Origin of the sequence: Streptomyces sp. L7 (assembly GCF_050990935.1) — a bacterium.
Taxonomy (GTDB): Bacteria; Actinomycetota; Actinomycetes; order Actinomycetales; family Microbacteriaceae; genus Leifsonia.
In genome coordinates this window covers 3,125,238-3,146,604 of record NZ_CP194644.1, presented here as the reverse complement: position 1 = coordinate 3,146,604, position 21,367 = coordinate 3,125,238, and the positions used below count along the sequence as shown (strand labels likewise).

Below are 21,367 nucleotides of genomic sequence, written 5' to 3'. Positions count from 1 at the left end.
TGTTTCGGGAGATTCGGTGCGAATGCGTGTGGGAGGGTGGGGTCGTGGAAGGCGCGGACATCGACCTGGCGTACATCCCGCCCGGCGCGGTGCAGCTCCACGACGCCCGGCAGAAGCGCCGCTGGACCGTCGAACTGGAGTCGTTCGAGATCGGCGTCTTCCCGGTGACCGAGGAGCAGGTCGCCGAGCTGATCGGCGAGCCGGCCGCGCATCCCCGCCGGCCCGCGACCGGCGTGAGCTGGCTGCGCGCCATCCGGTTCTGCAACGCGGCCTCGGAGTGGGAGGGCCTGGACCCGGCCTACTCGTTCGAGGGCGAGGAGGTCACCTGGCACGTGGACTCCGACGGCTACCGCCTCCCCACCGAGGCGGAGTGGGAGTACGCCTGCCGCGCGGGGTCGACCGGCCCGCACTACGGACCGCTCGGCGAGGTCGCCTGGACCAGCGCGGACGGCCTGAGTGCGCCGCACGACGTCGGCGGGAGGCTGCCCAACCTCAACGGCCTGTTCGACACCCTCGGGAACGTCTGGGAGTGGTGCTGGGACTACCTGGACCCGGCGCGCTACGACGACTACCGGGTGTTCCGCGGCGGCGGCTTCGCCGACGACGCCTGGAGCGTGCGCGCGTCGGTACGGCGCGGCGGATCGCCGCGGACGCAGCACGAGGACCTCGGCTTCCGCGTCGCGCGGGGCGGTTTCGACGCCGAGGGCGCCGCTCAGGGCTGGTCGGCGGAGGCGGATCGCGAGCGGGCCGCGCTGGAGTTCCCGCTGCCGCCGGGCTGGACGCCGCGCCGCTGACGTCCTCGGCGCGCCGCTAGAGACCGAGCGAGCGCTTGATCAGGGTCTCCGCGTCATCGGGGCCGACCGCCGGGGCGGTCGCCTCCAGATTGGCTTCTCCCACCGCCTTGACGACCTCGTCGCGCTGGATGCGGATGCCGCGCGGCGCGTCGATGCCGACCCGCACGCCGTCGCCGCGGACGTCGAGGATCGTGACGACGATGTCGTCCCCGATGAGCACGCGCTCGCCGACCTTCCGGGTCAATACCAGCATTGATCCAGCCTATCGGGCGCTCGACGCATCGCCCACTCCCCCGTCCGCCCGTCCGCTCCCCGCGGTCAGCGCAGCCGGGCCGGCCGCACCCGCACCGGAGCGAGCCAGGCCGCGACCATGACCGCGGTGACCGACCCTGCCGCCATGATCGCGGCGAGCACCACCACCTGGAACCGTCCCGCCTCCAGGGGCGAGACCCCGCCGAAGATCGCACCGACGAACGCGCCGGGCAGCGTGACGAGTCCCGTGGTCTTCGTCTGATCGACGGACGGGATCAGCGCCGAGTACACCGCTCCCCTCGCCTGCTCCAGGGTCGACTGGCGTGGCGTCGCGCCCAGCGCCAGCCAGCCCTCCACCTCGTCCCAGTGGTCGTCGACCGCCTCTGTGAACCGCCGGCCCGCGAGGGTCGCGATGCTCATGGAGTTGCCGATGACGATCCCGCCGATGGCGAGCGCGTACCGGGCCGAGAACTCGATCGCGCCGGAGAGGAAGACCACCGAGAACGAGATGATCACACCGGTGATCATCGCCGTTCCCATCATGACCGCGTGCTGGCGCGACCAGCCGATGCGGTGCGTCGCGGTCGCTGCCGCGACCCCGAACATGACCAGGAGCGCCAGCGCGACCCACAGCGGATTCGTGATGACACCGGCGAGCACCACGCTGATGATCGCGAGCTGGGCGGCACCGCGGAGGATCGCCAGGGTCGGCGCCCAGCGGTGCGGCACACGGTACGCGGCCAGGACGGCGGTCGCGAGCAGCGCGAGCACGGCGACCCCGAGGAGGGTGGGGGCGAGCTCGGCGAGAATGGGCACGCTCCACCCTATTCCGGGGGCGTTTCGCACATGATCATCCACAGGGTTTCACACCGTGTGAATTACGAGGATGTAATTTCGAAGATTTCTTCGAATTCCCGAGACTGGGACCAAAAATGCTGATCAGGCTGCGAATCATCCTGAATGAGAATCTGAGAGCCCTCTAATCTCGGGCGTGTCCTCCACATCCCGACGGGGTTGTTCCACCCGTTTTCAACAGAGTTATCCACAGGTGGAGAAACTCAGCGGTCGCTCCACCCGACCGGTACCCCTAAAAAGGAGGTCGAGTCCGGCGTCGTGGTGTACGCGACGCCGATCGCGGCGATGGCGTCGACACCGCCTCCCGCCTCGGCGACGAGATTCGCCCACACCCGGGTGTCCTCGGGCTTGCGCGTGACGTCGACGGCGATCCAGACCTGGTCGGGGACAACGTCGTGCAGGATGCCGGCATAGCGGGCCGCGTCGGACGGGGCCTCGCCGACGCCGATGGCGACGATGGTCGAGCCGTTGCGCCGCACCCCGTCCGCCCGCGCCTGCAGCGCCTCCCGGCGGCCACCGACGTGGCGAGAGCCTGTGCGCCCGACCGTGCCGGCCACGGCGACCTCGATCGCCGGGGTGGCCATCGCCATCGCCTGCGCGACGGTCAGCGCGTCCTCGCGGAGGCCGAACACGAAGACGAGGTCGCCGGCATTCGTCGCCAGTCGCGGGGCCGGCCGGCTCGGCTCCTCGAAGCGTTCCGGCTGCCGGGCGGGGGAGGGGATGGGCGCAGGGTCGAGGACGATGGTCGTGGGCTCCGCCGGCACGGGCAGGTACCGGTGGGGGACGAGCGCGTCCGGATCGGTCTCGGCGATGATCTCCTCCATGACCTCCTCGAACTGCGAGGAGGCGCTGGCGTGCTGGAAGCGCACCTCCTGCTCGTCCGCGTCGGCCAGCAGGTCGGCGATCAGGTCGGACGGCGCGAGCTCATGGAGGTCCTTCTTCGGACGCCAGGCGTTATGAGGCCAGAGTCGGGGTGACAATTCGAATTACTCCGATCGTTTCGATGGGCGCCGCGGAGGTGGTGGCCTCGTTGTAGGACAGGACGGGGAGGGCGGGCGCCTGCGCTGCGATGAGCCGGCGGACGGCGGGGCGCAGCTGCGGCGCGCAGACGAGGACCGCGCCTTCGTGCTCGGCGGCCGCGGAGCGGACCTCGGTCAGGACCTGCTCGAGCACCGGCGGATCGAGGACGAGCTGCGAGCCGTACTCGCTCTGGCGCTGGCCCTCCAGCATCGCCTGCTCCAGCAACGGCTCGAGGGTGATGACACGGAGGGCGCCGTCCTCCACGTACGGGTTCGAGAGCGCGGCGCCGAGCGCCAGCCGGGCGGCCTCGACCAGTCCCTCCGGCTCGAGCGAGACCTTCGCCCGGAGGGTGAGCGCCTCGTAGATGCGCGCGAGGTCGTTGATGGGCACGCGCTCGGCGAGCAGTCCCTGCAGCACGCGCTGCACCTCCGCGAGGCTGAGCAGCGCCGGCACGAGCTCCTCGACCGCGGAGGGGTTGACGCGCTTCACCCCCTCGGTGAGCACCCGCACGTCCTCGCGGGACAGGAGTCGCGCAGCGTTGGCCGTGACCGCCGACGAGAGGTGCGTGACGACGACCGACACGCGGTCGATGACCGTGGCGCCGGACATCTCCGCGCTGTGGCGCAGCTCGGCCGCGATCCACTTGGCGGGGAGGCCGAAGACGGGCTCGATCGTCTCGACGCCCGCGAGTGCGCTGAGGTCGTCGCCGAGCGCCAGCACCTTGCCGCGCGGCGCCTGGCCGCGGCCGACCTCCACTCCGGCCACGGTGATGGCGTAGGTGGAGGAGGGGAGTTCGCCGTTGTCGCGGGTGCGGACCGGCGGGACGACGATGCCGAGTTCGATCGCCAGCTTGCGCCGCAGCGCGCGCACCCGGCCGAGCAGGTCGTCCGAGCCCCCGGAGACGATGTCGATCAGGTCGGTGGCGAGCTGGATCTCCAGCGGGTGCACCCGCATGTGCTCGAGGAGGTCGTCCGTGGTGTCGCTCGCGCCCGTCGTCTTCTCCGCGACCGCCTTCGCCCGCTCCTCGGCGGCGGCCTTGGCCGCGCGCGCCTTGATCCGCTGCGACGCCCAGAAGAGGATGGCGCCCATGGCGAGGAACGGGATCATCGGCATGCCCGGGATGAGGGACAGCGCGATCGCGGCGGCTCCGGCGATCGCCAGCGCGACCCGCGACTGGGCGAGCTGCTTGCCGGCCGTCGAGCCCATGTCGGAGTCGGCGCCGGAGCGCGTGACGATCATGCCGGTGGACACCGCCATGAGCAGGGCGGGGATCTGCGCCGTGAGACCGTCGCCGATCGTGAGCAGGGTGTATTTGTTCAGGGCGTCGGTGATCTGCATGCCGTTCTGCAGCATCCCGATGCCGATGCCGCCGATGACGTTGATGACGATGATGAGGATGCCGGCGATCGCGTCGCCCTTGACGAACTTGGAGGCGCCGTCCATCGCGCCGTAGAAGTCCGACTCGGCGGCGACCTCGGCCCGGCGCTCTCTGGCCTGGGCGTTGGTGATCAGGCCCGCGTTGAGGTCGGCGTCGATCGCCATCTGCTTGCCGGGCATCGCGTCGAGCGTGAACCGGGCGCCGACCTCCGCGACGCGCTCGGCGCCCTTCGTGATGACCACGAACTGGATGACGACGAGGATCAGGAACACGACAGCGCCGATGATGATGTTGCCGCCGACGGCGACGTTCCCGAAGGTCTCGATCACCTGGCCGGCGTAGCCCTGGCCGAGCACGAGGCGGGTGGAGGCGACGTTGAGCCCCAGCCGGAACAGGGTCGCGATGAGCAGCAGCGAAGGGAAGACCGAGAAGTCGAGCGGCTTGCGCGCGAACATCGTGGTCAGCAGCACGACGAGCGCGAAGGCGATGTTGACCACGATCAGGGTGTCGAGCAGCCAGGCCGGGATCGAGACGACCAGGAGGAGCACGATGCCGACGACGCCGATCGGCACGGCGAGGAGGGACAGGTTCTTGTTCTTCACGAGTGGGCCAGCCTCCTGCTGTCGAGGGGAGTGCGCGGCCGCTGCGCCGCAGGCAGGGTGTGGATGTCGGTGAGCGAGCCGCCGCGCCGCTTCAGGGCCATCACGAACGCGAGCACGTGGGCCACCGGCGTGAAGAACTCGGCCGGGATCTCCTGACCGAGGTCGCAGGCGGCGTGCAGCGCGCGGGCGAGCGGCACGTCGGAGACCATCGGGACGCCCTTCGCCACGGCCTCCTCGCGGATCCGCGCCGCGATCAGGTCTGCGCCCTTCGCGACCACCTTGGGCGCGGAGGCGCCCGGCTCGTACTTCAGCGCGACGGCGACGTGGGTCGGGTTGACCAGCACGACGCTCGCGTCGGCGACGGCGGCGATCATGCGGTTGCGGCTCATCGCGAGCTGCCGGCTGCGTCGCTGCGCACGGATCATCGGGTCGCCCTCGGCGCTCTTGTGCTCGTCCTTGACCTCGCGCTTGGTCATCCGGGAGGCGGTCCGGTTGCGGCGCAGCACGACGACGAGGTCGATGGCCGCGAAGAGCAGGCCGCCGCCGATCGCGAGCTGGAGCAGTGAGCCGAGGGAGCCCTGCGCCGCCGCGACCAGCGCGGGCACGGAGAGTCCGCCGGTCTGGAGCACGAGCGGGATCAGTCCCTGCACGACCACGTACAGCCCGATCCCGACCAGGGCGGCCTTGCCGAGGGTCTTGGCCAGCTCCCACGCGCTGCGGGCGCCGAACATGTTGCGGATGCCCTTCAGCAGGTCGAACTGCTCGAAGTGCGGCTTCAGCTTCTTGAGGTGGATGCCGCCCTGGGCGGCAGTGGCCGCGACGATCGTCAGTGCGACGACCACGAGGAGCGGCCACACCGTGCCGGCGACCGACAGCAGCCCGGTGCCCAGCGCGGCGAGCGCGCCCGCGGGCGTGGGATCGCGGATGATGTCGCGGAACGCGAAGATCTGCGACTCGGCCGCCTGCTGCGCGGTGCCCACGATCATCGGGATCAGCACGACCGCGACGCCGATCGAGAGCCAGGCGGGGAGGTCGCGGGCCTTCTGCAGCCGCCCCTTCGACCGCACCGACTTGAGGTGCTTCTCGGTGGCCTGCTCGGTGCGCTCCTGTGCGGACATCAGGGGACTCCGATCGCGTGGACGGCCTGCCCGGCGAGCGCCTGGACGATCATCGGGAGGGCGACGATCCCGATCGCGCACAGGACGACGGCGAGGAGGATCAGCGCGGGAGGCCCGAGCGAATAGGCGTTGAGCGCCGGGGCGACCCGGGAGAGCAGGCCGAGCGCGGCGTTCGCGACGAAGAGCACGGCCATGATCGGGCCCGCGATCTGGAGTGCCGCGAGCAGCAACTGGGTGACGGACCCGGTCAGGGTCTGAGTGATCGACCTCCAGTCGACCGACATCGTCAGCGGGATCGCCGTGAACGAGCGCACCAGTCCGCCGAGCACGAGCTGGTAACCGTCGCTGACGAAGAGCAGCGCCAGCGCCGTCATCTGGAACAGCCGGGAGAACTGGGCGGCGTTGATGTCCGCGGCCGGGTCGTACTGCTGCGCCGCCTGCAGGCCGCTGGAGAAGTCCAGCAGCGAGCCGGCGGACTCGACGGCGGAGAACACGAGGTAGACCAGGAAGCCGAGCACGGCGCCCGTCGCGGCCTCGGCGGTGAAGTCGAGCAGGAACTGGCCGGTCGAGCCGGGGGAGTAGTGCTGGGCGGCCTGCGGAGCGACGACGAGTCCGAGCAGGACGGCGAGCATCCCTTTGATCTGCAGGGGGAAGGCCCGGTACGAGAACGGCGGCGCGATCACCACGAACAGCAGGATGCGCACCGAGACCAGCGCTGTGGCCTGGATCGCGCTCAGGTCGACCGGGATGTTCATCGTCAGCCTCCCAGCAATGTGGGGATCTGCTGGAACAGGTACTGCGTGAACGTCACGAGCTGCTCGATCATCCAGTTGCCGCACACCAAGAGCGCGATGGAGACGCCGATCGCCTTCGGCACGAACGAGAGGGTGACCTCCTGTATCTGGGTGATCGACTGGATGAGCGAGACCGCGAAGCCGATCGCGAGCGCGGTCAGCACCATCGGTGCCGCGAGCTCTGCCATCAGCAGCAGGGCCTGCGTGGCGATCTTGAGGACGGCGCTGGAGTTCACGGTCGGCCCCCTACTTGTAGCTCGCGACGAGGGACTGGATGATCAGGCCCCAGCCGTCCACGAGGACGAAGAGCAGGATCTTGAACGGCAGCGACACCATGACGGGCGGGAGCATCATCATGCCGAGCGACATCAGGCCTGCGGAGACCACCAGGTCGATCACCAGGAACGGCACGTAGATCACGAAGCCGATGATGAAAGCCGCTCGCAGCTCCGAGATGACGAACGCCGGGACGAGGGTGGTCAGCGGGACGGCGTGGAGGTTCGCCGGGTTCGCACGCCCTGCGGCGCGGGTCATCAGCGCGATGTCCTCCTGGCGGGTGTGCGCGCCGAGGAAGGCTTTCAACGGCGCCTCCGCGGCCTGGAGGGCACCGCCGAAGTCGAGATGCCCGGCGAGGTAGGGCTGGACGGCGTGCACGTTGATGTCGGTGAGGGTGGGCGCCATGATGAACAGGCTCAGGAACAGGGCGAGCCCGGCCAGCACCTGGTTCGGGGGCACCGACTGGAGGCCGAGAGCGTTGCGGGCCATCGAGAGCACCACGAACACCTTGGTGAACGACGAGACCATGACGAGCAGGCCCGGGGCGACCGAGATGAGCGTCACGCCCAGCAGGGTGACGATGGTGTCGGCGGGCGTGCCGTTGATGCCGTTGATCGAGATGGTGGCGCCTGAGCCGCCCGCGGGGCCGGACGGGCCGACCGGGGGAGTGGGGGACGGGGAGGGCGCCGGCACGGCGTGTGCGCTGCCCGCGGTGAGCAGCACGATGCCGGCCACCGCGGCCACGACCAGGAGAGCCAGGACGATCGGGCGCGCGTAGCCGCGGCCGCCCGCTCCCGCCAGCGCTGCGGCGCTCACCGTGGAGTCCGGAGGGACTGGGCCGCCCTCCGCCAGGTTTCAGGGGAGGTGATCGCCTGCGCGAACGTGGGCACGGGGACCGGGACCGCGGTGTGCACCGGGGCAGGAGACGGTGCGGGTGCCGCGTCCGTCTCCTCCAGGAGGCCGGCCGGCTCGTTCGCCTCCTCGGCCGCGAGCGCGTCCGCGAACGTGTCCAGTTCGCGGGACTTGAGCACCACGACCGAGCTGTCGGTCACGCCGAGCACGAAATGGGTGCCGTCGGCCTCCACCATCACGACCCGGGACTTTCCGCCCAGCGACTGCCGGCCGAGGACGGTGATCGGGCGCTTGCTCCTCTTCCGGCTCCACTTCGCGCTCCGGCGCTGCACGAACCAGATCAGTCCGATGATCAGCGCGAGGGAGACGGCGACGCGGAGCGCGGTGAAGAGGGTGTCCACGGGTCAGACCAGGGCGTCGGCGGTGTCGAGGATCTGGGTGACGCGCACGGCGTAGTCCTGGTCGACCACGACGATCTCGCCGTGGGCGATGAGGCGGCCGTTGAGCAGGATGTCCGCGGGCGACCCGGCGGACCGGTCGAGCTCGATCACGGTGCCGGGCTCGACGGCGAGCACGTCGCGCACCGACATCCGGGTGCGTCCGATCTCGACCGTGAGCGCCATCTCGACGTTCGAGATGCGGCCGAGCCGTCCTGCGACGTCCGCCGGGGCCCCGGAGGGCGCGGTGGTCACGGTGTCTCCGCGGATGGCGAACCAGGCGACCTCCTGCCCGGACGGGTCGGTGACGGTGAAGCGGTGCGAGGCGGTGTCGGCGAAGAGGTGCGCTGCGTCCTCGACGCGGGCATCGCCGAGAACGCCCGATCCGAGGTGCTCAGCCACGGTCGCCAGCGTCGGCTGCAGGACGTCCGCGAGGCCGACTCCGAGCTGGCCGCCGGTCTCCGCGAGCACCACCTCCGGGTCGCGGACCGCGATGGCGAGCTCAGCGGACGGCGAGCCGATGAAGGTCGCGACGACCGCGTTCGCGGCGGTCGCCGGCACCTCGGCCGACTCCGGGCGGGCCGACACGGTCAGCTCGCCTATGCCCAACGGGGCATGCGTCAGCGTCTGCGCGGCGGCGGCATATGCGTTCTGGGGCATCAGTGGTTCTCCATCAGTGGTAGTCCTCAGCGGTGGTGACGACGACGGCGAGGCGCGACCCGGCGGCGCCGATGGCGGCGGTTCCCACCGGCTCGCCGCCGGCGGCGACCTGGATCGGGCGGCTGACCGGGTGCGGCAGGCGGATGACGTCGCCCACCGCCAGCCCGAGCACGGAGGCAGGGGTGACGTTCGCCGAGGCGAGCCGGGCGCTCACTTCCACAGGCACCTGCGCGAGCTGCGCGTGCAGGAGGGCTTTGGCGTTGTCGACCTGAACGGTCGGGTTGGTCTCGCCGAGGCGCTCCAGCAGGACCCGGGCGGGCAGAGCGATGGTCGCCTCCGCGACGTCGTCGCCGACACGCGCAGCGAACCGCGCCACGATCATCAGCTCGGTGGTGGGGGCGGCCTGGGCGAACTGCGAGTTGTACTGGATGGCGTCGATCCGCACCGAGTTGGTGAACAGCGGGCCGAGCGAGTACTGCAGGTCCTCGAGCGCGTCGTTCATCAGGCCGACGACCAGGGCGTGCTCGATCGGGGTGAACGTGCGGTCGAGCAGGGGGAGCGGGCGGTTTCCGCCGAGCATCGCGTTCACCCAGCGCAGCGCCGCCCCGGTGGGGAACTGGATGACGCCGCGGGGGTCCACGTCGCTGATCGAGCACAGCACCATCGCCGTGCTGGACGGGAGGGCCGCCGCGTACTCGTCGTACGTGTGCATGGTGACCTGCTCGCAGGTCACCTGCGACAGGACGCGAACCTTCGCGGTGAGCTGCGTCCCCCACTGCCGCGCGAACGTCGCGAAGGCCAGCTCCAGCACGCGGGAGTGCTCCCGGGCCAGGGTGGTCGGGCGGCGGAAGTCGTAGGGCCGCACCTCGCGCTCGGCCGGCCGCGTCATCGTCTGGCTCATCCGCCTGCTCCCTTCGTCGCGACGATCCCCGGGATGAGGTCGCGCACCTCCTGCGGTTGCGACGACCGCACGACGATGTCGACGCGGCGGTCCTGGGCGAGCTGCGCGGCGTCGGACCCGGTGGCTGTCGCCGTCGCCGAGCCGTCGCTGACCGCGTAGATCCGGGTCTCCTGGATGCCGGAGACGTCTGTGAGCCGGCGGAGCACCGAGATGGCCCGGGCGGCGGCGAGGTCCCAGTTGGTGGCGTAGGGCGGTCCGGCCGGCCGGGTGTCGGCGTGCCCTTCGACCGAGATCGCGTACGACGTCGGATAGAGGACCGGTCCGACGTTGTCGATGATCTGCACCGCCAGCGGGGTGAGCGTCGCGAGGTTGGAGTCGAAGAACGCGTTACCGCCGATCAGCCCGATGGTCAGCCCGCGGGCGTCGATCGTGTACGAGACCGACCCCTGCAGCCCCTGGGCCGTCAGCCGGGCGTTGATCGCCGCCTCGATCGCGCGGAGGTCGGCGACCTCCAGCTTGGCCGCCTCGAGCGGCGACATCGGGGAGTGGTCGACGCCGACGAGGGCACGGGAGTCGGCGCGGCGTCCTTCGCCGCGACGATCACGCCCTTGGCCGTGTCGACCTTCTGGCTCACCACCTCACCGAAACCGGTCTGGAGCGAGTTCTTCAGCTCGTTGAACTTGTGGGCGTCGATCGAGGACATCGAGAAGAGGACGATGAACGTGCACATCAACACAGTGACCATGTCCATGTAGGAGGCCATCCAGCGCTCGTCATTGGCGTGCCCCTCGCCGTGGCCGTCCGCGGCCGGCCTGCGTCGGCTCCGGCTCACGGTCCGACCACGGGCGCTGCCTCGGATACCGGGGCGGACGCGTCGTTCTTGCCCGTGCTGCGCTTCGGCTTGGGGCTGTACGGGACCATCGCGGTCAGGCGCTCGGAGAGCGCGCGCGAGGAGGTGCCGGACTGGATGGCGAGCACGCCCTCCACCACGATCTGCCGGCGCTCGGCCTCGAGCTCCGCGAGCCGGCGCATGCGCGTGCCGAGCGGAAGCCAGATGAAGTTGGCGGAGAGCAGACCCCAGAGTGTCGCGACGAACGCGCTGGCGATCATCGGGCCGAGCTTGTCCGGCGTCGAGAGGTTGCCGAGCACGTGGGTGAGCGAGACGACCGTTCCGACGATGCCGATCGTCGGCGCGTAGCCGCCGAGCGCCGCGAAGAACGAGGAGGAGATGCGGGTGGCCTTCGACCACGTCGCGATCTGGTCCTCGAGCAGGATGCGCAGGTCCTCGGAGTCGGCGCCGTCGGCCACGCCCTGGAGGGCGCTGGCCAGGAACGGGTCCTTGACCTCCTCCGCCGACGACTCCAGTGAGAGCAGCCCGCGCTGGCGGGCGACGTCGGCGAGGTCGAGCAGGATGGCGACCGTGCCGGCGAAGTCCGGCTTCGTGCCCTTGATCGCCCCGGGGATCGCCTTGAAGGAGTCGAGCGCATCCTTCAGCGTCGCGCCTGCCACCCCGACGGAGACGGTGGCGCCGAGGACGAAGACGACCGGCCCGATGAGGAGGAGCGCGGTGGGGCTCTCGCCCTCGATCAGCACCATCGTCAACAGTGAGCCGAAGGCCGCGACGATCCCGATGATCATTGCCAGATCCATGCTCAGCTCCCTTCGCCCGAGTCGGCCGGCCATCCCAGCCGGTATGCGCGTTCGAGCACTTCCGCGCGGTAGCCGGCGATGCGGTCGATGACCTCCGCCATCGTCTCGGTCACCACGTACCGCACGCCGTCGACCATCGTCAGGGTGGTGTCGGGGTCGGCGTTGATGCGTTCGATGAGGTCCGGGTTCACGGCGAACGGCACGTGGTTCAGCCTGGTCACCGTGATCATGAGGACTCCGCAGAGAGGGGAAGGGATCGAACGCCTCCGTGACGGGGGTGCTCGCCTTCCCCTATCGGCAGGTCGGACGGTTCCGTTAGCTCAGGATCACTGCGTCTTGAGCTGCAGGAGCTCCTGCAGCACGTCGTCGGAGGTCGTGATCACCCGGGCGGAGGCCTGGAACGCGCGCTGCGCCACGATCAGGTTGGTGAACTCCCGGGCCAGGTCGACGTTGGAGCCTTCGATCGCGCCGCTGGTCAGGGTGCCGAGGCTGCCGCTTCCCGCCACGCCGACCTGGGGGAGCCCGGAGTTCGGGGTGGCGATGAAGTTGGAGTTGCCGGCCTTCTGGAGGCCGCCCGGGTTGGTGAAGTTGGCCAGCGCGACGCGGCCGATGGCCTGCTTCTCGCCGTTGGAGAACGATCCCATGATCGTGCCGTCGCCCTCGAGCGAGAACGACTGCAGCGACCCAGCGGCGGTGCCGTTCTGCGATGCGAAGTTGACGCCGCCCGACCCCGCGAAGCCGGTGATCTTCGACATGTCGATGGTGACACCGCCGACCGTGAGGGTCTGCCCGCTGGTCATCGCGCCGTTGGCGAAGGTGATCGAGCCGGTGGCCGTGTTGCCCGCGGCGTCGGTCGCGGTGACGTCCCAGCCGGCGGCGGTGCGGGTGAAGGTCGTGGTCAGGTTGCGCTGCGCGCCGGTCGCGTCGTAGACGGTCACCTGGCTGTTGAGCGTGGAGCCGGCGGCCGCGTCGTCGGCCAGGTTGCCGGACATCGTGGCGCTGGAGGTCGCACGCGCCGCGGACAGGCCGCTCGTCGACAGGGTGAGGTTGGAGACCGGCGCGGATGAGTTGACCACGCCGTTGGCGGCCGGCCAGCCCTGCACGATCGCACCGTCCGGGCTGACGAGGTTGCCGGAGGCGTCCGTGGTGAAGGCGCCGGACCGCGTGTACTGGGTCTGGCCGCCGTTGTTGACGATGAAGAAGCCGTCGCCGTTGATCATCAGGTTGGTGCCGACGCCGGTGGTCTGCGCCGCCCCCTCGGTGAAGTTCGTGGCGGTCGCGGCGACGCGCACACCGAGGCCGACCTGGGCGGGCGACGTGCCGCCCTGGTTGCCCTGCGGCGCCGAGGCCGTCCCGATCATCTGGGAGAGGGTGTCCTCGAACTCCACGGAGGAGGACTTGTAGCCGGTGGTGTTGACGTTGGCGATGTTGTTGCCGACCACGTCGAGCATGGTCTGCTGCGCCTGGAGGCCCGAGACGCCGGAGTCGAGAGAACGGAGCATGGGAGTGTGCCTTTCGGTGGTGGGGACTAGGAGGCCGGAGTCTGCTGGACGCCGAGGATTCCGGAGAGCGGGAAGGTGCCGCCGTTGACGGACACAGTCGGGGTCGCCCCTGAGAACGAGACGCCCGTCACGACGCCCGTCTGGGGCGCCCCGGCGAGGTCGTTGTACCTGACGGTCTTTCCGATGAGGTCGGCCGCCGCGGTCTGCATCTGCAGGTTGAGGGCGGTGTTGCTGCTGGAGCCGAGCGCCGTCATCTGCTGCATCATCCCGAGCTGCGTCGTCTGCTGGACCATCGCCGCCGAGTCCATCGGCGAGCTGGGGTCCTGGTTCTTGAGCTGCGTCACGAGGAGCTGCATGAAGTCGTCGGCGGTCAGCGACTGGTGCGGCGTACGGGTGGGCTGCGTGGACCAGAGCGAGGTCGTCGAGGCGTTCGCGGTGGGATCGGTCGAGATGGGGGTGACCATGTCTTCTCCTTCGTGGTCAGACGACGATGTCGAGGGTCCGGGCGCCGGGGAGGGCGACGGCCTGGGGCGGGATGACGTTTCGGGCGGGAGGCGGCTCTTCCTGCTGGTCCGCCGGTGCTGCTGCTCGGCGGTCTCCCGCGGACGCCCACGGCGACCGGCCTCCGCTGCCGCCCTCCGCGCCGGGCGCGTTCTGCTCGGACACGGAGACCGACCCGTTCGCCGTGGCCGCGTTGAGGTCGCGCCGCAGATCGGTGAGGATCTGACGGATGGCGTCCCGTCCGGCGTCGCTGGGCGCGAACAGCTCGATGTGGACGCTGGTGTCGCTGACCCGGGCGCGGACCGTGACGGGACCGAGGTCGTCGGGGGCGACCCGCACGACCACGACGTGGTCGCCGTCCGGTTGGCGCGCGAGGGTCATCACCGGCTGCGCGAGCTGCTGCTGGAGCGGCGGGGTCGGGGCGGCGGAGGCGGTGGGCGCGGCCGCTGCGAGCGCGGTCGCGAAGGTCGGCGCGGCCGGAGCCTGGGCCGGTACGGGCGTCGCAGCGGGGATCGTCGACTGCGCGGTGTCCGCGCTCGGCGTCGCAGGCGCAGACGGCGTCTTGGCGACCGGCCGACCAGGCACGGCGACCGGAGCAGGCACGGCGACCGGAGCAGACGCTGAAAGGTGCGCACCGGTGCCAGGGTCGGCCGTCACGATCGGCTGGGCGGTCGCCTCCGGGGCCCGGGCGGAGTCGGGTGCCGTGACCGGAGCGGCTCCGGCCGGAGTCGTCAGCGCAGGGGCGGGAGCGGACGACGCCGACGTCTGCGTCGGGGGCGCGGGCGTCGGGGGCGCGGGAGGGACCGGCGCCGCGGCGAGCGCCTGCTGCACCGCGAGCTGACCGGCGGCGAGCACGTCGGCGACCGCAGGGGAGGCGGCGTCATGATGCTGATCCGCGTCGGTCGTCCGCGTGCTCCCGCTCTTGCCGTGGGGCCCCTGGTCCGGAGCGGTGCGGTCGGCAGCGGTCGCGGCGTCCGCGAGCGGCGTCGCGGCCGGAGTCGCCGGACCGAGGAACACGGCAGGAGCCGGCGCGGGCGGAGCCGTCTGCGGCGTCGGCGGCGTGCCCGTCGCGCTGCTGCCGGCGTCGGCGGACGGGGCCGGGTCGGCCGGAGCCGCGGGCGGCGCCGTCGCTTCGGCGTCGCCGGCCAGTGCGGACAGGAGGGTGCCGAAGGCCGTTCCCCCGCCGGTGGGCGACGCGGGATCGGACGAGGCGGGCGCGAGCAGGGCGGCGGCGGCGGCGCCGAATCCTGAGACGGGCGCGCTCACGAGTTCACCCCCGAGCTCTGACCGAGCAGAGCCGCCAGTGCGCTGCCGCCTCCGGAGCCCAGGAGGCCCGAGACCGACGACCCACCGCTCGACCTGAGCAGCCCGAGCACCGACGACCCGCCACTCGACCCGAGCAGCGCCGCCAGGGCGGACGAGGACGACGACAGGCCTCCCGAGCCCAGCAGTCCGGCCACCGACGACCCGCCACTCGGCCCGAGCAGCGCCGCCAGGGCTGCGGCTGAGGACGGCGCCGACGCCGTCGCGGACGACGTCGCGGTCGGCACGATCCGGCGGATGGTCACCACGTTCGACGGGGAGATCCAGTTGTCCATCTCTTCGACCGAGCCGCCCGGCTTGGGCGCCTGGATGATCTTTCCGTTGCCGGCGTAGATGGCGATGTGCTCGCCGCCGTTGCAGACGATGAGGTCGCCCGGCTGCGCGTCGGCGAGCGACGGCACGCTCTGGCCGATCGTCGACTGACCCGAGACGAGCCGCGGCAAGGAGATGCCCAGGTCGCCGTAGACACGCTGCACGAGCCCCGAGCAGTCCAGGCCTGCGCTGGTGGTGCCTCCGAAGACGTAGGGCACGCCGAGGTACTTGCGGGCGTCCGCCACGATGTCTGCGCCGGTGGTCCCGTTGGACGCCTGCTGTCCCGCCGCCGGGGTGACCTTGGCGCCGGTCGCGCCGGTCGCTGCGGCCAGCGAGCTCGCGAACGCGGACGCGCTGGTCGCCTGCCCGGTCTGCGCCGTCTGCGCCGCCTGCGCCGGCTGCCCCCGGCCAGCTGGACCATCTGGGACTCGATCTGCTGGATGCGGCCAACGGCCTCCGTGATGCTCATACGGCGTCCCTCCTGCTCTCGCGCCAGCCCTGGATGGCGACCTCGTCGAGCGCGGACTGCTCCTCGCGCAGCTCGCGGGCGGTCTCGGACTCGACGTGCCGGCGGCGGAGCTTGTCGAGCGAGACTGCGGACGTACGGGCGGCGCCGTGCGCCGACCGGGCCTCGCCGGCCTCGCGGGAGGCGAGCTCGTGCAGCGCGGTCAACTCGCTGAGCAGCACCTGCGCACTCGCGCGTGCGGCGACGGCGGCCGAGAGCGTCGCGGCGTCGACGGCGTCCGAGCGGACCCCGGCCAGCGACGCACGCGTCCGGGCGCCGCGGGCGCGCACGGCGTCCACGGCCCGGTTCGCGTCGGCGAGCTCGGCCGCCGCACGCTGCTCCTCCAGGTCGCGCACGCGCAGGAGGCCGGCCAATCCGAAGCGCTTCATGCGGCCGCTCCGAACGCTCGGGTCAGCTCGCGGAGCGAATCCCACGCCCCGTCCGCGGTGGACCGCTGATCCATGCCTTGACGGAGGAAGCCGTCGATGGCCTCCTCGAACCGCACGGCCGCGTCCACCCGTGCGTTCGCGCCCGGCTTGTACGCGCCGACGTCGAGCAGGTCCTGTGCGCTGCGGCGGGCGGAGAGCACCGCACGCAGCGCCGTCGCATCGGCCAGCCGGTCCGGCGGGGTGATCTTGGACGCGAGCCGGGAGATGGACCCCAGCACGTCGATCGAGGGGAAGTGGCCCGTGATCGCGAGCGCACGGTCGAGGACGACGTGCCCGTCGAGGATCGACCGCGCCGCATCCGCGATGGGCTCGTTGTGGTCGTCGCCGTCGACCAGGACGGTGTAGAGGCCGGTGATCGACCCGGTGGCCGCCGCGCCCGCTCGCTCCAGGAGGGATGCCAGCGTGGAGAAGGTCGACGGCGGATACCCGCGGGTCGCCGGCGGCTCACCGGCAGACAGCCCGATCTCGCGCTGCGCCATCGCCACGCGGGTCAGGGAGTCCATCATCAGGACGACGTGCCGGCCGCGGTCGCGGTGCCATTCCGCGATCCGGGTCGCGACGAGCGAGGCCCGCAACCGCATCAGCGCGGGCTCGTCGGAGGTGGAGACGACGACGATCGAGCGGGCGAGCCCCTCGACGCCGAGGTCGTCCTCGATGAACTCGCGCACCTCACGGCCGCGCTCGCCGATGAGCGCGATCACGGAAACCTCGGCATCCGTCCCCCGCGCGATCATCGAGAGCAGCGACGACTTGCCAACGCCGGAGCCGGCGAAGAGGCCCAGGCGCTGCCCGCGGCCGGTGGACACCAGGGTGTCGAGGGCCCGAACGCCGAGCTGGAGGGGCGATGTGATCCTGGCGCGCTCCAGCGGCCCTGGCGCGGCATTCGCCAGGGCGACGTGGTGGGTCGGCGGCAGCGGCCCCTTGCCGTCGATGGGACGGCCGAGCCCGTCGATGACCCGGCCGAGCAGCGCGTCGCCCACCGGGACGGCGGGAGCCGACGGCGCGGAGCGCACGGGTGTGCCGATGGGGTGCGCCGCCGAACCGGACAGCACCATGCAGGTGAGCAGGCCGGGGCGCACGGCGACGACCTGGGCCGCGGTGTCCGCTCCGGGCTCGCCGATCGCGACGAGGTCGCCGACGGCGCCCTCCAGTCCGGACACCTCGATGCCGAGGCCGACGACGGAGGCGACGCGGCCGATCCGCTCCGGCGCGGCGGCACGGACGGCCATCGCCAGCCGGTCGCCTCCCGGCGCGTACCCGATCATGCGTCTCCTCCGGTCAGGACGGTGCGTGCCCGGGCGAGCCCGGCGTCGATCCGGGCGTCCAGCCAGCCGTCGAGCAGCACCGCGACAGCGTCGCCCGGTGCGATGAACGGGTCGGGCACGACCTCCGGCAGCGCGCCGGTCTCCTGCGCGACCGCCCGCGCGTCGTCCGGGTGCATCCGCACCGAGACCAGCTCTCCGGCGGGGGTGGCCGCGATGACACGGCGCAGCGTGTCGGCCGCGTCGACGTGCCCCTCGGCCACCTCGCGCTGGAGGACGGCCTCGGCGAGCGCGAGGGCCGCTTCCACCAGGGCGTCGTCGGCGGTCGCGACGACCGGGACGGCGAGCGCGCGCACTCCCTCCGCGGCGGCGGCCAGCGCCGCCAGGGCACGCCGGGTCGCCGCTGCGGACTCGGTCTCCGCCGCCTGCCAGTGCTGGAGGCGGGCGCGCTCGGCCTCGGCGAACTCGGCCTCCGCACGACGCAGACCCTCGCTGTAGCCGGCGGCGAACCCGCGGGCGCGCGCACTGGCGGCCCCCTCGGCGCCGGCCGCGGCGGGGGCGCCGGCCGTTCCGACCTCGGGGTACCGCACGGGGGCGAACGCACTATTCGACATACTCGTCCTCGTCCGAACGGTGCACCGTGATCTGGCCCTCGGCCTCGAGGTCGCGGATCGCGCGGACGATCTCGGCCCTGGCCTCCTCGACACGCGAGAGCCGGATCGAGCCGAGCACCGACGACTCCTCGTCCAGCACCTCCAGGTTGCGCTCCGAGAGATTGGCGCGGATGACGTCCCTCGTCGCCTCCGGGGAGCCCTTCATGGCGATGGCGAGCATGGAGACGTCGATCCCGCGCAGCACCTGCTGGACGTCGCGCGGCTCCAGCTTCACGATGTCGGCGAAGGTCAGCATCCGGGAGCGCACCTCGGCGGCGAGCTCCGGGTCGCGCTGGTCCAGCTCGTCGAGCAGCGCGCGCTCGTTGGCGACGCTGGATCGGTTGATGATGTCGACCAGGGGCTGCACTCCGCCGATGGCGTCCTGCTGGCCCGCGGTCTTCACGACGGAGCCGGCGCGGCTGCGCAGGGTGTCCGCGACGGCGCGGGCCACCTGGGGGCCGACGCTGCCCATCGTCGCGATGCAGTGCGCCACGTCGGTGCGGATCTCGGGTTTGAGCGCCGCGAGCACGCGCGACGCCTGCTCCGCGCGCAGGTGGGCGAGCACGGTGGCGATGGTCTGCGAGAGCTCGCCGTCGAGCAGGAGGGCGACCTGCGCGGGGTCGGCGGTGTCCAGGAAGTCGAAGGCGCGCCCGGCGAGCGACGACGCCACACGGGACATCACCCCGGCGGCGCGCTCGGTGCCGAACGACGCCTCCAGCAGCCCGATGGCCGCGCTGCGGCCGCCGCTGACCCGCGCCTGCGGACGCACGGCGAGCTCGTGGAACTCCACGAGCGCCGCCTCGGCCTGCTGACGGTCGACACGCTTGAGCGCGACGATCTCGGCCGCGATCTCCTCCGACTCCGCCTCGCTGAACTGCTGCATCACGCGCGCCGCAGCCGCCTGATCCAGGTTCATCAGGATCAGGGCGGCCTTCTGCGCGCCGGTCAGCGTGGCGACCTTGGCCTCGGTCACGGCGTCGGCTCCTTCTCACCCATGAGGGTCAGCAGGAAGTCCGCCGCACGGCGCGGGTCGTCCACGGCGAGCTGCTCGATCTCGGCCCTGCGCTGCTCCGACTCGATCGAGACCGGGGGCGGCGGGGGAGTGGTCAGCGGCGCGGTGGGCGCGGTGACCTGGGTGAAGGCGAGGGTCGGGGCGGCCAGCTCCTCGTACCGGTCGCCGTCGTCGAGCTCCGTGTTCCTGCGGCGACGACGGAAGACGAGGAGCGCGACGATCATCGCGACCACGATGCCCGCGGCGATCAGGCCGGTGCGGATCCAGGAGTCGAGCTGCGCCTGCCGGGCCTGCGCGTCGGCCTGGGCGAGCGCCTGCTTGGCGGCCTGCGCGTTCGCCTGCGAGAAGTTGACCAGCTGCACGCCCACCGCGTCGCCGCGCGAGGTGTCGATGCCGGAGGCGTTGGACACCAGTTGCTGGAGCTGGCCCGTGCTCACCCCGGCCTTGCTCGCCGCCGCGCTGTCGACCGCGACGGAGACGGTCTGCCGCTGGACGCCGCCGGCGGGGATCTGCTGGGTGACGCTGGTCTTGTTCAGCGCGTTGTCGCTCGTGGTGTTGTCGGAGCTGTAGCTGCCGTTGCCCCCGCTGTTCGCAGCGGTGTTGGCGACGCCGTTCGTCGTGGAGCTGGTGCCGAGCACGCCGGACTGCGCCGCCGCGCCCGTGCCCGTGTAGGTCTCCTTCTGCGACGACGAGCTGGTCTGCGGGGCTCCGGTCGGGATGCTGTAGCTGTCGGTCGTCTTCGTGGATGTCGAGTTGTCCATCAGCGCGCTCACGACGACCGTCGAGTTGCCCGAGCCGAGCACCTTGTCGAGCATGGACTGCACGCTGGCCTGGACCGCACTGTCGTAGGCCTTCGCCTGGTCGCCGGTCGAGCCCGTGGTGGCCCCGCCCGTGGCCGAGAGCACGTTGCCCGCGGCGTCGATGACGGAGACATCGGTGGGCTTCATCCCCACGGTCGAGGACGAGACGAGGTGGACGATCGCCTGCACCTGCGCCGCCGTCAGAGTGGTGCCGGCGCTCTCGTCGACGAAGACGCTGGCCGTCGGGTCCTGCGCCTGGTCGGTGAACACCGTCGGCTGCGGGATGGCCAGCTTGACCGAGGCCGTCTTGACGCCCTGCATCGCGTCGATCGTGCTGGCGAGCTCGCCCTCCATCGCGCGCTTATAGGTGACGTCCTGCTGGAACTCGGAGGTCGTGACGCCCATGTTGTCGAGCAGGGAGTAGCCCTGGTTGCTGCTCGACGGGAGGTTGGCCGCGGCCGCCTTCAGGCGCTCCTGGTAGACCTGCGCCTGAGGGACGAGGATCGTGGCGCCGCCGTCCGTGAGCTGGTACGGCACGTTGTCGGTGTGGAGCTGGGTGGTGATCGCGGAGGCGTCGGAGGCGGAGATCCCGCTGAACAGCGGCACGTACTGCGGCTGGCTCAACCACACCGACAGGCCGGTCACGCCCAGGGCGAGCACGAGGAGCGCGAGGACCGACACGGTCTTCTGCGCGAAGCTGAAGCCGGCGATCGTCGCGCCGATGCGCTTGAGGACCGCCTGGAGCCGGGCCGGCATTTAGCCGCCCATCCGCATGATGGTGTTGAACGCGTCCACGGCCTGGTTGCGCAGCGTCGCCATGAGCTGCACGGTCGTCTGCACGCGGGCCGCGGCGACGGTCGCGTCCTGGATGTCGTTCAAATTGCCGGTGACCGCCTTCACGTTCGCCGCGTCGGAGGTGCTCTGCAGCTGCTGGAGGTTGTTCACCGCGCCCGTCAGCGCGGCGCCGAAGCCGCCCGCGCCGGAACCGGAAGCGGCCGGAGCGACGGCCGGCGTCGGCTGCTGCACCGAGCCGAGCGAGAGTGCTCCGATGGCCGGGATGCTCATCACTTGGCTCCGATCTGCAGTGCCGACTGGTACATGTCCTTCGCGGCGTTCACCGCGTTCGAGTTCGCCTGGTAGGCGCGCTGCGCCTCGATCAGGTCGGTCATCTGGCTCGCCATGTCGATGGTGGTGGTCTTCACGTAGCCCTGCGCATTCGCGTTCGGGTCGCCGGGGGAGTAGACGAGCTGGCCCGCGGCCGAGCCGAAGACGACGCCGCCGATCGAGACGCCGTTCATGCCGGGGTTGGCCTGCGCCTGGACGAAGCGCTCCTGGAACGCGGGGTTGTTCGGCGACGTGGTGTCGTTGATGTTCGCGAGATTGTCGCTGATGGAGTCCAGCCAGGTCTGGTTGAGCGTCATGCCCGTGCTGGAGATGCCGATGGCGTCGTAGCTCATGG

The 21,367-nt window shown here is 71.5% G+C and carries 27 protein-coding genes; 1 reads left to right on the top strand and 26 read right to left on the bottom strand.

Annotated elements, in window-relative coordinates; genetic code table 11:
• The first annotated feature begins 44 nt into the window (after positions 1 to 44).
• Entirely contained in the window at positions 45 to 794 is a 750-nt protein-coding gene (locus tag ACR5MH_RS15895; protein WP_431348068.1) for a formylglycine-generating enzyme family protein, read from the top strand.
• 16 nt (positions 795 to 810) lie between these two features.
• Here the strand turns inward: ACR5MH_RS15895 and csrA are convergent, their stop codons facing one another.
• The 26 genes from csrA to ACR5MH_RS15765 all read right to left on the bottom strand — a co-directional run bounded on the left by csrA (position 811) and on the right by ACR5MH_RS15765 (position 21,365).
• The gene (gene csrA, locus ACR5MH_RS15890) at positions 811 to 1,047 is read right to left on the bottom strand and encodes a carbon storage regulator CsrA (protein ID WP_185275717.1); all 237 of its coding nucleotides are present in this window, start codon (positions 1,045 to 1,047) and stop codon (positions 811 to 813) included.
• Between the two features lie 65 nt (positions 1,048 to 1,112).
• Positions 1,113 to 1,862, bottom strand: coding sequence for an ABC transporter permease (locus tag ACR5MH_RS15885; RefSeq protein ID WP_431348067.1), 750 nt, complete (start codon positions 1,860 to 1,862; stop codon positions 1,113 to 1,115).
• A 242-nt stretch (positions 1,863 to 2,104) separates the two neighbouring features.
• Positions 2,105 to 2,881, bottom strand: coding sequence for a hypothetical protein (locus ACR5MH_RS15880; RefSeq protein WP_433861940.1), 777 nt, complete (start codon positions 2,879 to 2,881; stop codon positions 2,105 to 2,107).
• On the bottom strand, positions 2,856 to 4,901 hold the full coding sequence (locus tag ACR5MH_RS15875; protein ID WP_431348065.1) for a flagellar biosynthesis protein FlhA: 2,046 nt from the start codon (positions 4,899 to 4,901) through the stop codon (positions 2,856 to 2,858). Before ACR5MH_RS15875 ends, ACR5MH_RS15880 begins: the two co-directional genes overlap by 26 nt.
• Positions 4,898 to 6,019 (bottom strand): EscU/YscU/HrcU family type III secretion system export apparatus switch protein, encoded by a 1,122-nt coding sequence (locus tag ACR5MH_RS15870; RefSeq protein ID WP_431348064.1) that lies wholly within the window; start codon positions 6,017 to 6,019, stop codon positions 4,898 to 4,900. Before ACR5MH_RS15870 ends, ACR5MH_RS15875 begins: the two co-directional genes overlap by 4 nt.
• The gene (locus ACR5MH_RS15865) at positions 6,019 to 6,774 is read right to left on the bottom strand and encodes a flagellar biosynthetic protein FliR (RefSeq protein ID WP_433861939.1); all 756 of its coding nucleotides are present in this window, start codon (positions 6,772 to 6,774) and stop codon (positions 6,019 to 6,021) included. The genes ACR5MH_RS15870 and ACR5MH_RS15865 overlap by 1 nt, the downstream gene beginning before the upstream one ends.
• A gap of 2 nt (positions 6,775 to 6,776) precedes the next feature.
• Positions 6,777 to 7,049: a flagellar biosynthetic protein FliQ gene (locus ACR5MH_RS15860; RefSeq protein WP_431348062.1), complete on the bottom strand. Its 273-nt coding sequence runs from the start codon at positions 7,047 to 7,049 to the stop codon at positions 6,777 to 6,779.
• A 10-nt stretch (positions 7,050 to 7,059) separates the two neighbouring features.
• Positions 7,060 to 7,905 carry a flagellar type III secretion system pore protein FliP gene (fliP, locus tag ACR5MH_RS15855; protein WP_433861938.1) on the bottom strand — a complete coding sequence of 282 codons (846 nt, stop codon included), beginning with the start codon at positions 7,903 to 7,905 and terminating at the stop codon, positions 7,060 to 7,062.
• Positions 7,902 to 8,342 (bottom strand): FliO/MopB family protein, encoded by a 441-nt coding sequence (locus tag ACR5MH_RS15850; RefSeq protein WP_431348059.1) that lies wholly within the window; start codon positions 8,340 to 8,342, stop codon positions 7,902 to 7,904. The genes fliP and ACR5MH_RS15850 overlap by 4 nt, the downstream gene beginning before the upstream one ends.
• A 3-nt stretch (positions 8,343 to 8,345) precedes the next feature.
• Positions 8,346 to 9,038, bottom strand: a complete 693-nt coding sequence (fliN, locus tag ACR5MH_RS15845) for a flagellar motor switch protein FliN (RefSeq protein WP_431348058.1) — start codon at positions 9,036 to 9,038, stop codon at positions 8,346 to 8,348.
• Between the two features lie 13 nt (positions 9,039 to 9,051).
• Positions 9,052 to 9,939, bottom strand: coding sequence for a flagellar motor switch protein FliM (locus ACR5MH_RS15840; protein ID WP_431348057.1), 888 nt, complete (start codon positions 9,937 to 9,939; stop codon positions 9,052 to 9,054).
• Positions 9,936 to 10,478, bottom strand: a complete 543-nt coding sequence (locus tag ACR5MH_RS15835; RefSeq protein ID WP_433861937.1) for an OmpA/MotB family protein — start codon at positions 10,476 to 10,478, stop codon at positions 9,936 to 9,938. Before ACR5MH_RS15835 ends, ACR5MH_RS15840 begins: the two co-directional genes overlap by 4 nt.
• Positions 10,403 to 10,684: a flagellar motor protein MotB gene (locus ACR5MH_RS15830; RefSeq protein WP_433862664.1), complete on the bottom strand. Its 282-nt coding sequence runs from the start codon at positions 10,682 to 10,684 to the stop codon at positions 10,403 to 10,405. Before ACR5MH_RS15830 ends, ACR5MH_RS15835 begins: the two co-directional genes overlap by 76 nt.
• An 83-nt stretch (positions 10,685 to 10,767) precedes the next feature.
• On the bottom strand, positions 10,768 to 11,589 hold the full coding sequence (locus ACR5MH_RS15825; protein ID WP_431348056.1) for a motility protein A: 822 nt from the start codon (positions 11,587 to 11,589) through the stop codon (positions 10,768 to 10,770).
• 2 nt (positions 11,590 to 11,591) lie between these two features.
• Positions 11,592 to 11,819 (bottom strand): flagellar FlbD family protein, encoded by a 228-nt coding sequence (locus ACR5MH_RS15820; RefSeq protein WP_433861936.1) that lies wholly within the window; start codon positions 11,817 to 11,819, stop codon positions 11,592 to 11,594.
• A gap of 96 nt (positions 11,820 to 11,915) precedes the next feature.
• Entirely contained in the window at positions 11,916 to 13,091 is a 1,176-nt protein-coding gene (locus ACR5MH_RS15815; RefSeq protein WP_431348055.1) for a flagellar hook protein FlgE, read from the bottom strand.
• Positions 13,092 to 13,117: 26 nt separating this feature from the next.
• The gene (locus ACR5MH_RS15810; protein WP_431348054.1) at positions 13,118 to 13,555 is read right to left on the bottom strand and encodes a flagellar hook assembly protein FlgD; all 438 of its coding nucleotides are present in this window, start codon (positions 13,553 to 13,555) and stop codon (positions 13,118 to 13,120) included.
• Between the two features lie 16 nt (positions 13,556 to 13,571).
• Positions 13,572 to 14,858 carry a flagellar hook-length control protein FliK gene (locus ACR5MH_RS15805; RefSeq protein WP_433861935.1) on the bottom strand — a complete coding sequence of 429 codons (1,287 nt, stop codon included), beginning with the start codon at positions 14,856 to 14,858 and terminating at the stop codon, positions 13,572 to 13,574.
• The gene (locus ACR5MH_RS15800; RefSeq protein WP_433861934.1) at positions 14,855 to 15,472 is read right to left on the bottom strand and encodes a C40 family peptidase; all 618 of its coding nucleotides are present in this window, start codon (positions 15,470 to 15,472) and stop codon (positions 14,855 to 14,857) included. The genes ACR5MH_RS15805 and ACR5MH_RS15800 overlap by 4 nt, the downstream gene beginning before the upstream one ends.
• A 220-nt stretch (positions 15,473 to 15,692) precedes the next feature.
• Positions 15,693 to 16,121, bottom strand: a complete 429-nt coding sequence (locus ACR5MH_RS15795) for a flagellar export protein FliJ (RefSeq protein ID WP_431348051.1) — start codon at positions 16,119 to 16,121, stop codon at positions 15,693 to 15,695.
• Positions 16,118 to 17,446 (bottom strand): FliI/YscN family ATPase, encoded by a 1,329-nt coding sequence (locus ACR5MH_RS15790; RefSeq protein WP_431348050.1) that lies wholly within the window; start codon positions 17,444 to 17,446, stop codon positions 16,118 to 16,120. The genes ACR5MH_RS15795 and ACR5MH_RS15790 overlap by 4 nt, the downstream gene beginning before the upstream one ends.
• Positions 17,443 to 18,057, bottom strand: coding sequence for a FliH/SctL family protein (locus tag ACR5MH_RS15785; protein WP_433861933.1), 615 nt, complete (start codon positions 18,055 to 18,057; stop codon positions 17,443 to 17,445). Before ACR5MH_RS15785 ends, ACR5MH_RS15790 begins: the two co-directional genes overlap by 4 nt.
• Entirely contained in the window at positions 18,047 to 19,069 is a 1,023-nt protein-coding gene (gene fliG, locus ACR5MH_RS15780) for a flagellar motor switch protein FliG (RefSeq protein WP_431348048.1), read from the bottom strand. Before fliG ends, ACR5MH_RS15785 begins: the two co-directional genes overlap by 11 nt.
• Entirely contained in the window at positions 19,066 to 20,664 is a 1,599-nt protein-coding gene (gene fliF, locus ACR5MH_RS15775; protein ID WP_431348047.1) for a flagellar basal-body MS-ring/collar protein FliF, read from the bottom strand. The genes fliG and fliF overlap by 4 nt, the downstream gene beginning before the upstream one ends.
• On the bottom strand, positions 20,665 to 20,973 hold the full coding sequence (locus ACR5MH_RS15770) for a flagellar hook-basal body complex protein FliE (RefSeq protein ID WP_431348046.1): 309 nt from the start codon (positions 20,971 to 20,973) through the stop codon (positions 20,665 to 20,667).
• Positions 20,973 to 21,365 carry a flagellar basal body rod protein FlgC gene (locus ACR5MH_RS15765; RefSeq protein ID WP_431348045.1) on the bottom strand — a complete coding sequence of 131 codons (393 nt, stop codon included), beginning with the start codon at positions 21,363 to 21,365 and terminating at the stop codon, positions 20,973 to 20,975. The genes ACR5MH_RS15770 and ACR5MH_RS15765 overlap by 1 nt, the downstream gene beginning before the upstream one ends.
• Positions 21,366 to 21,367 lie beyond the last annotated feature (2 nt).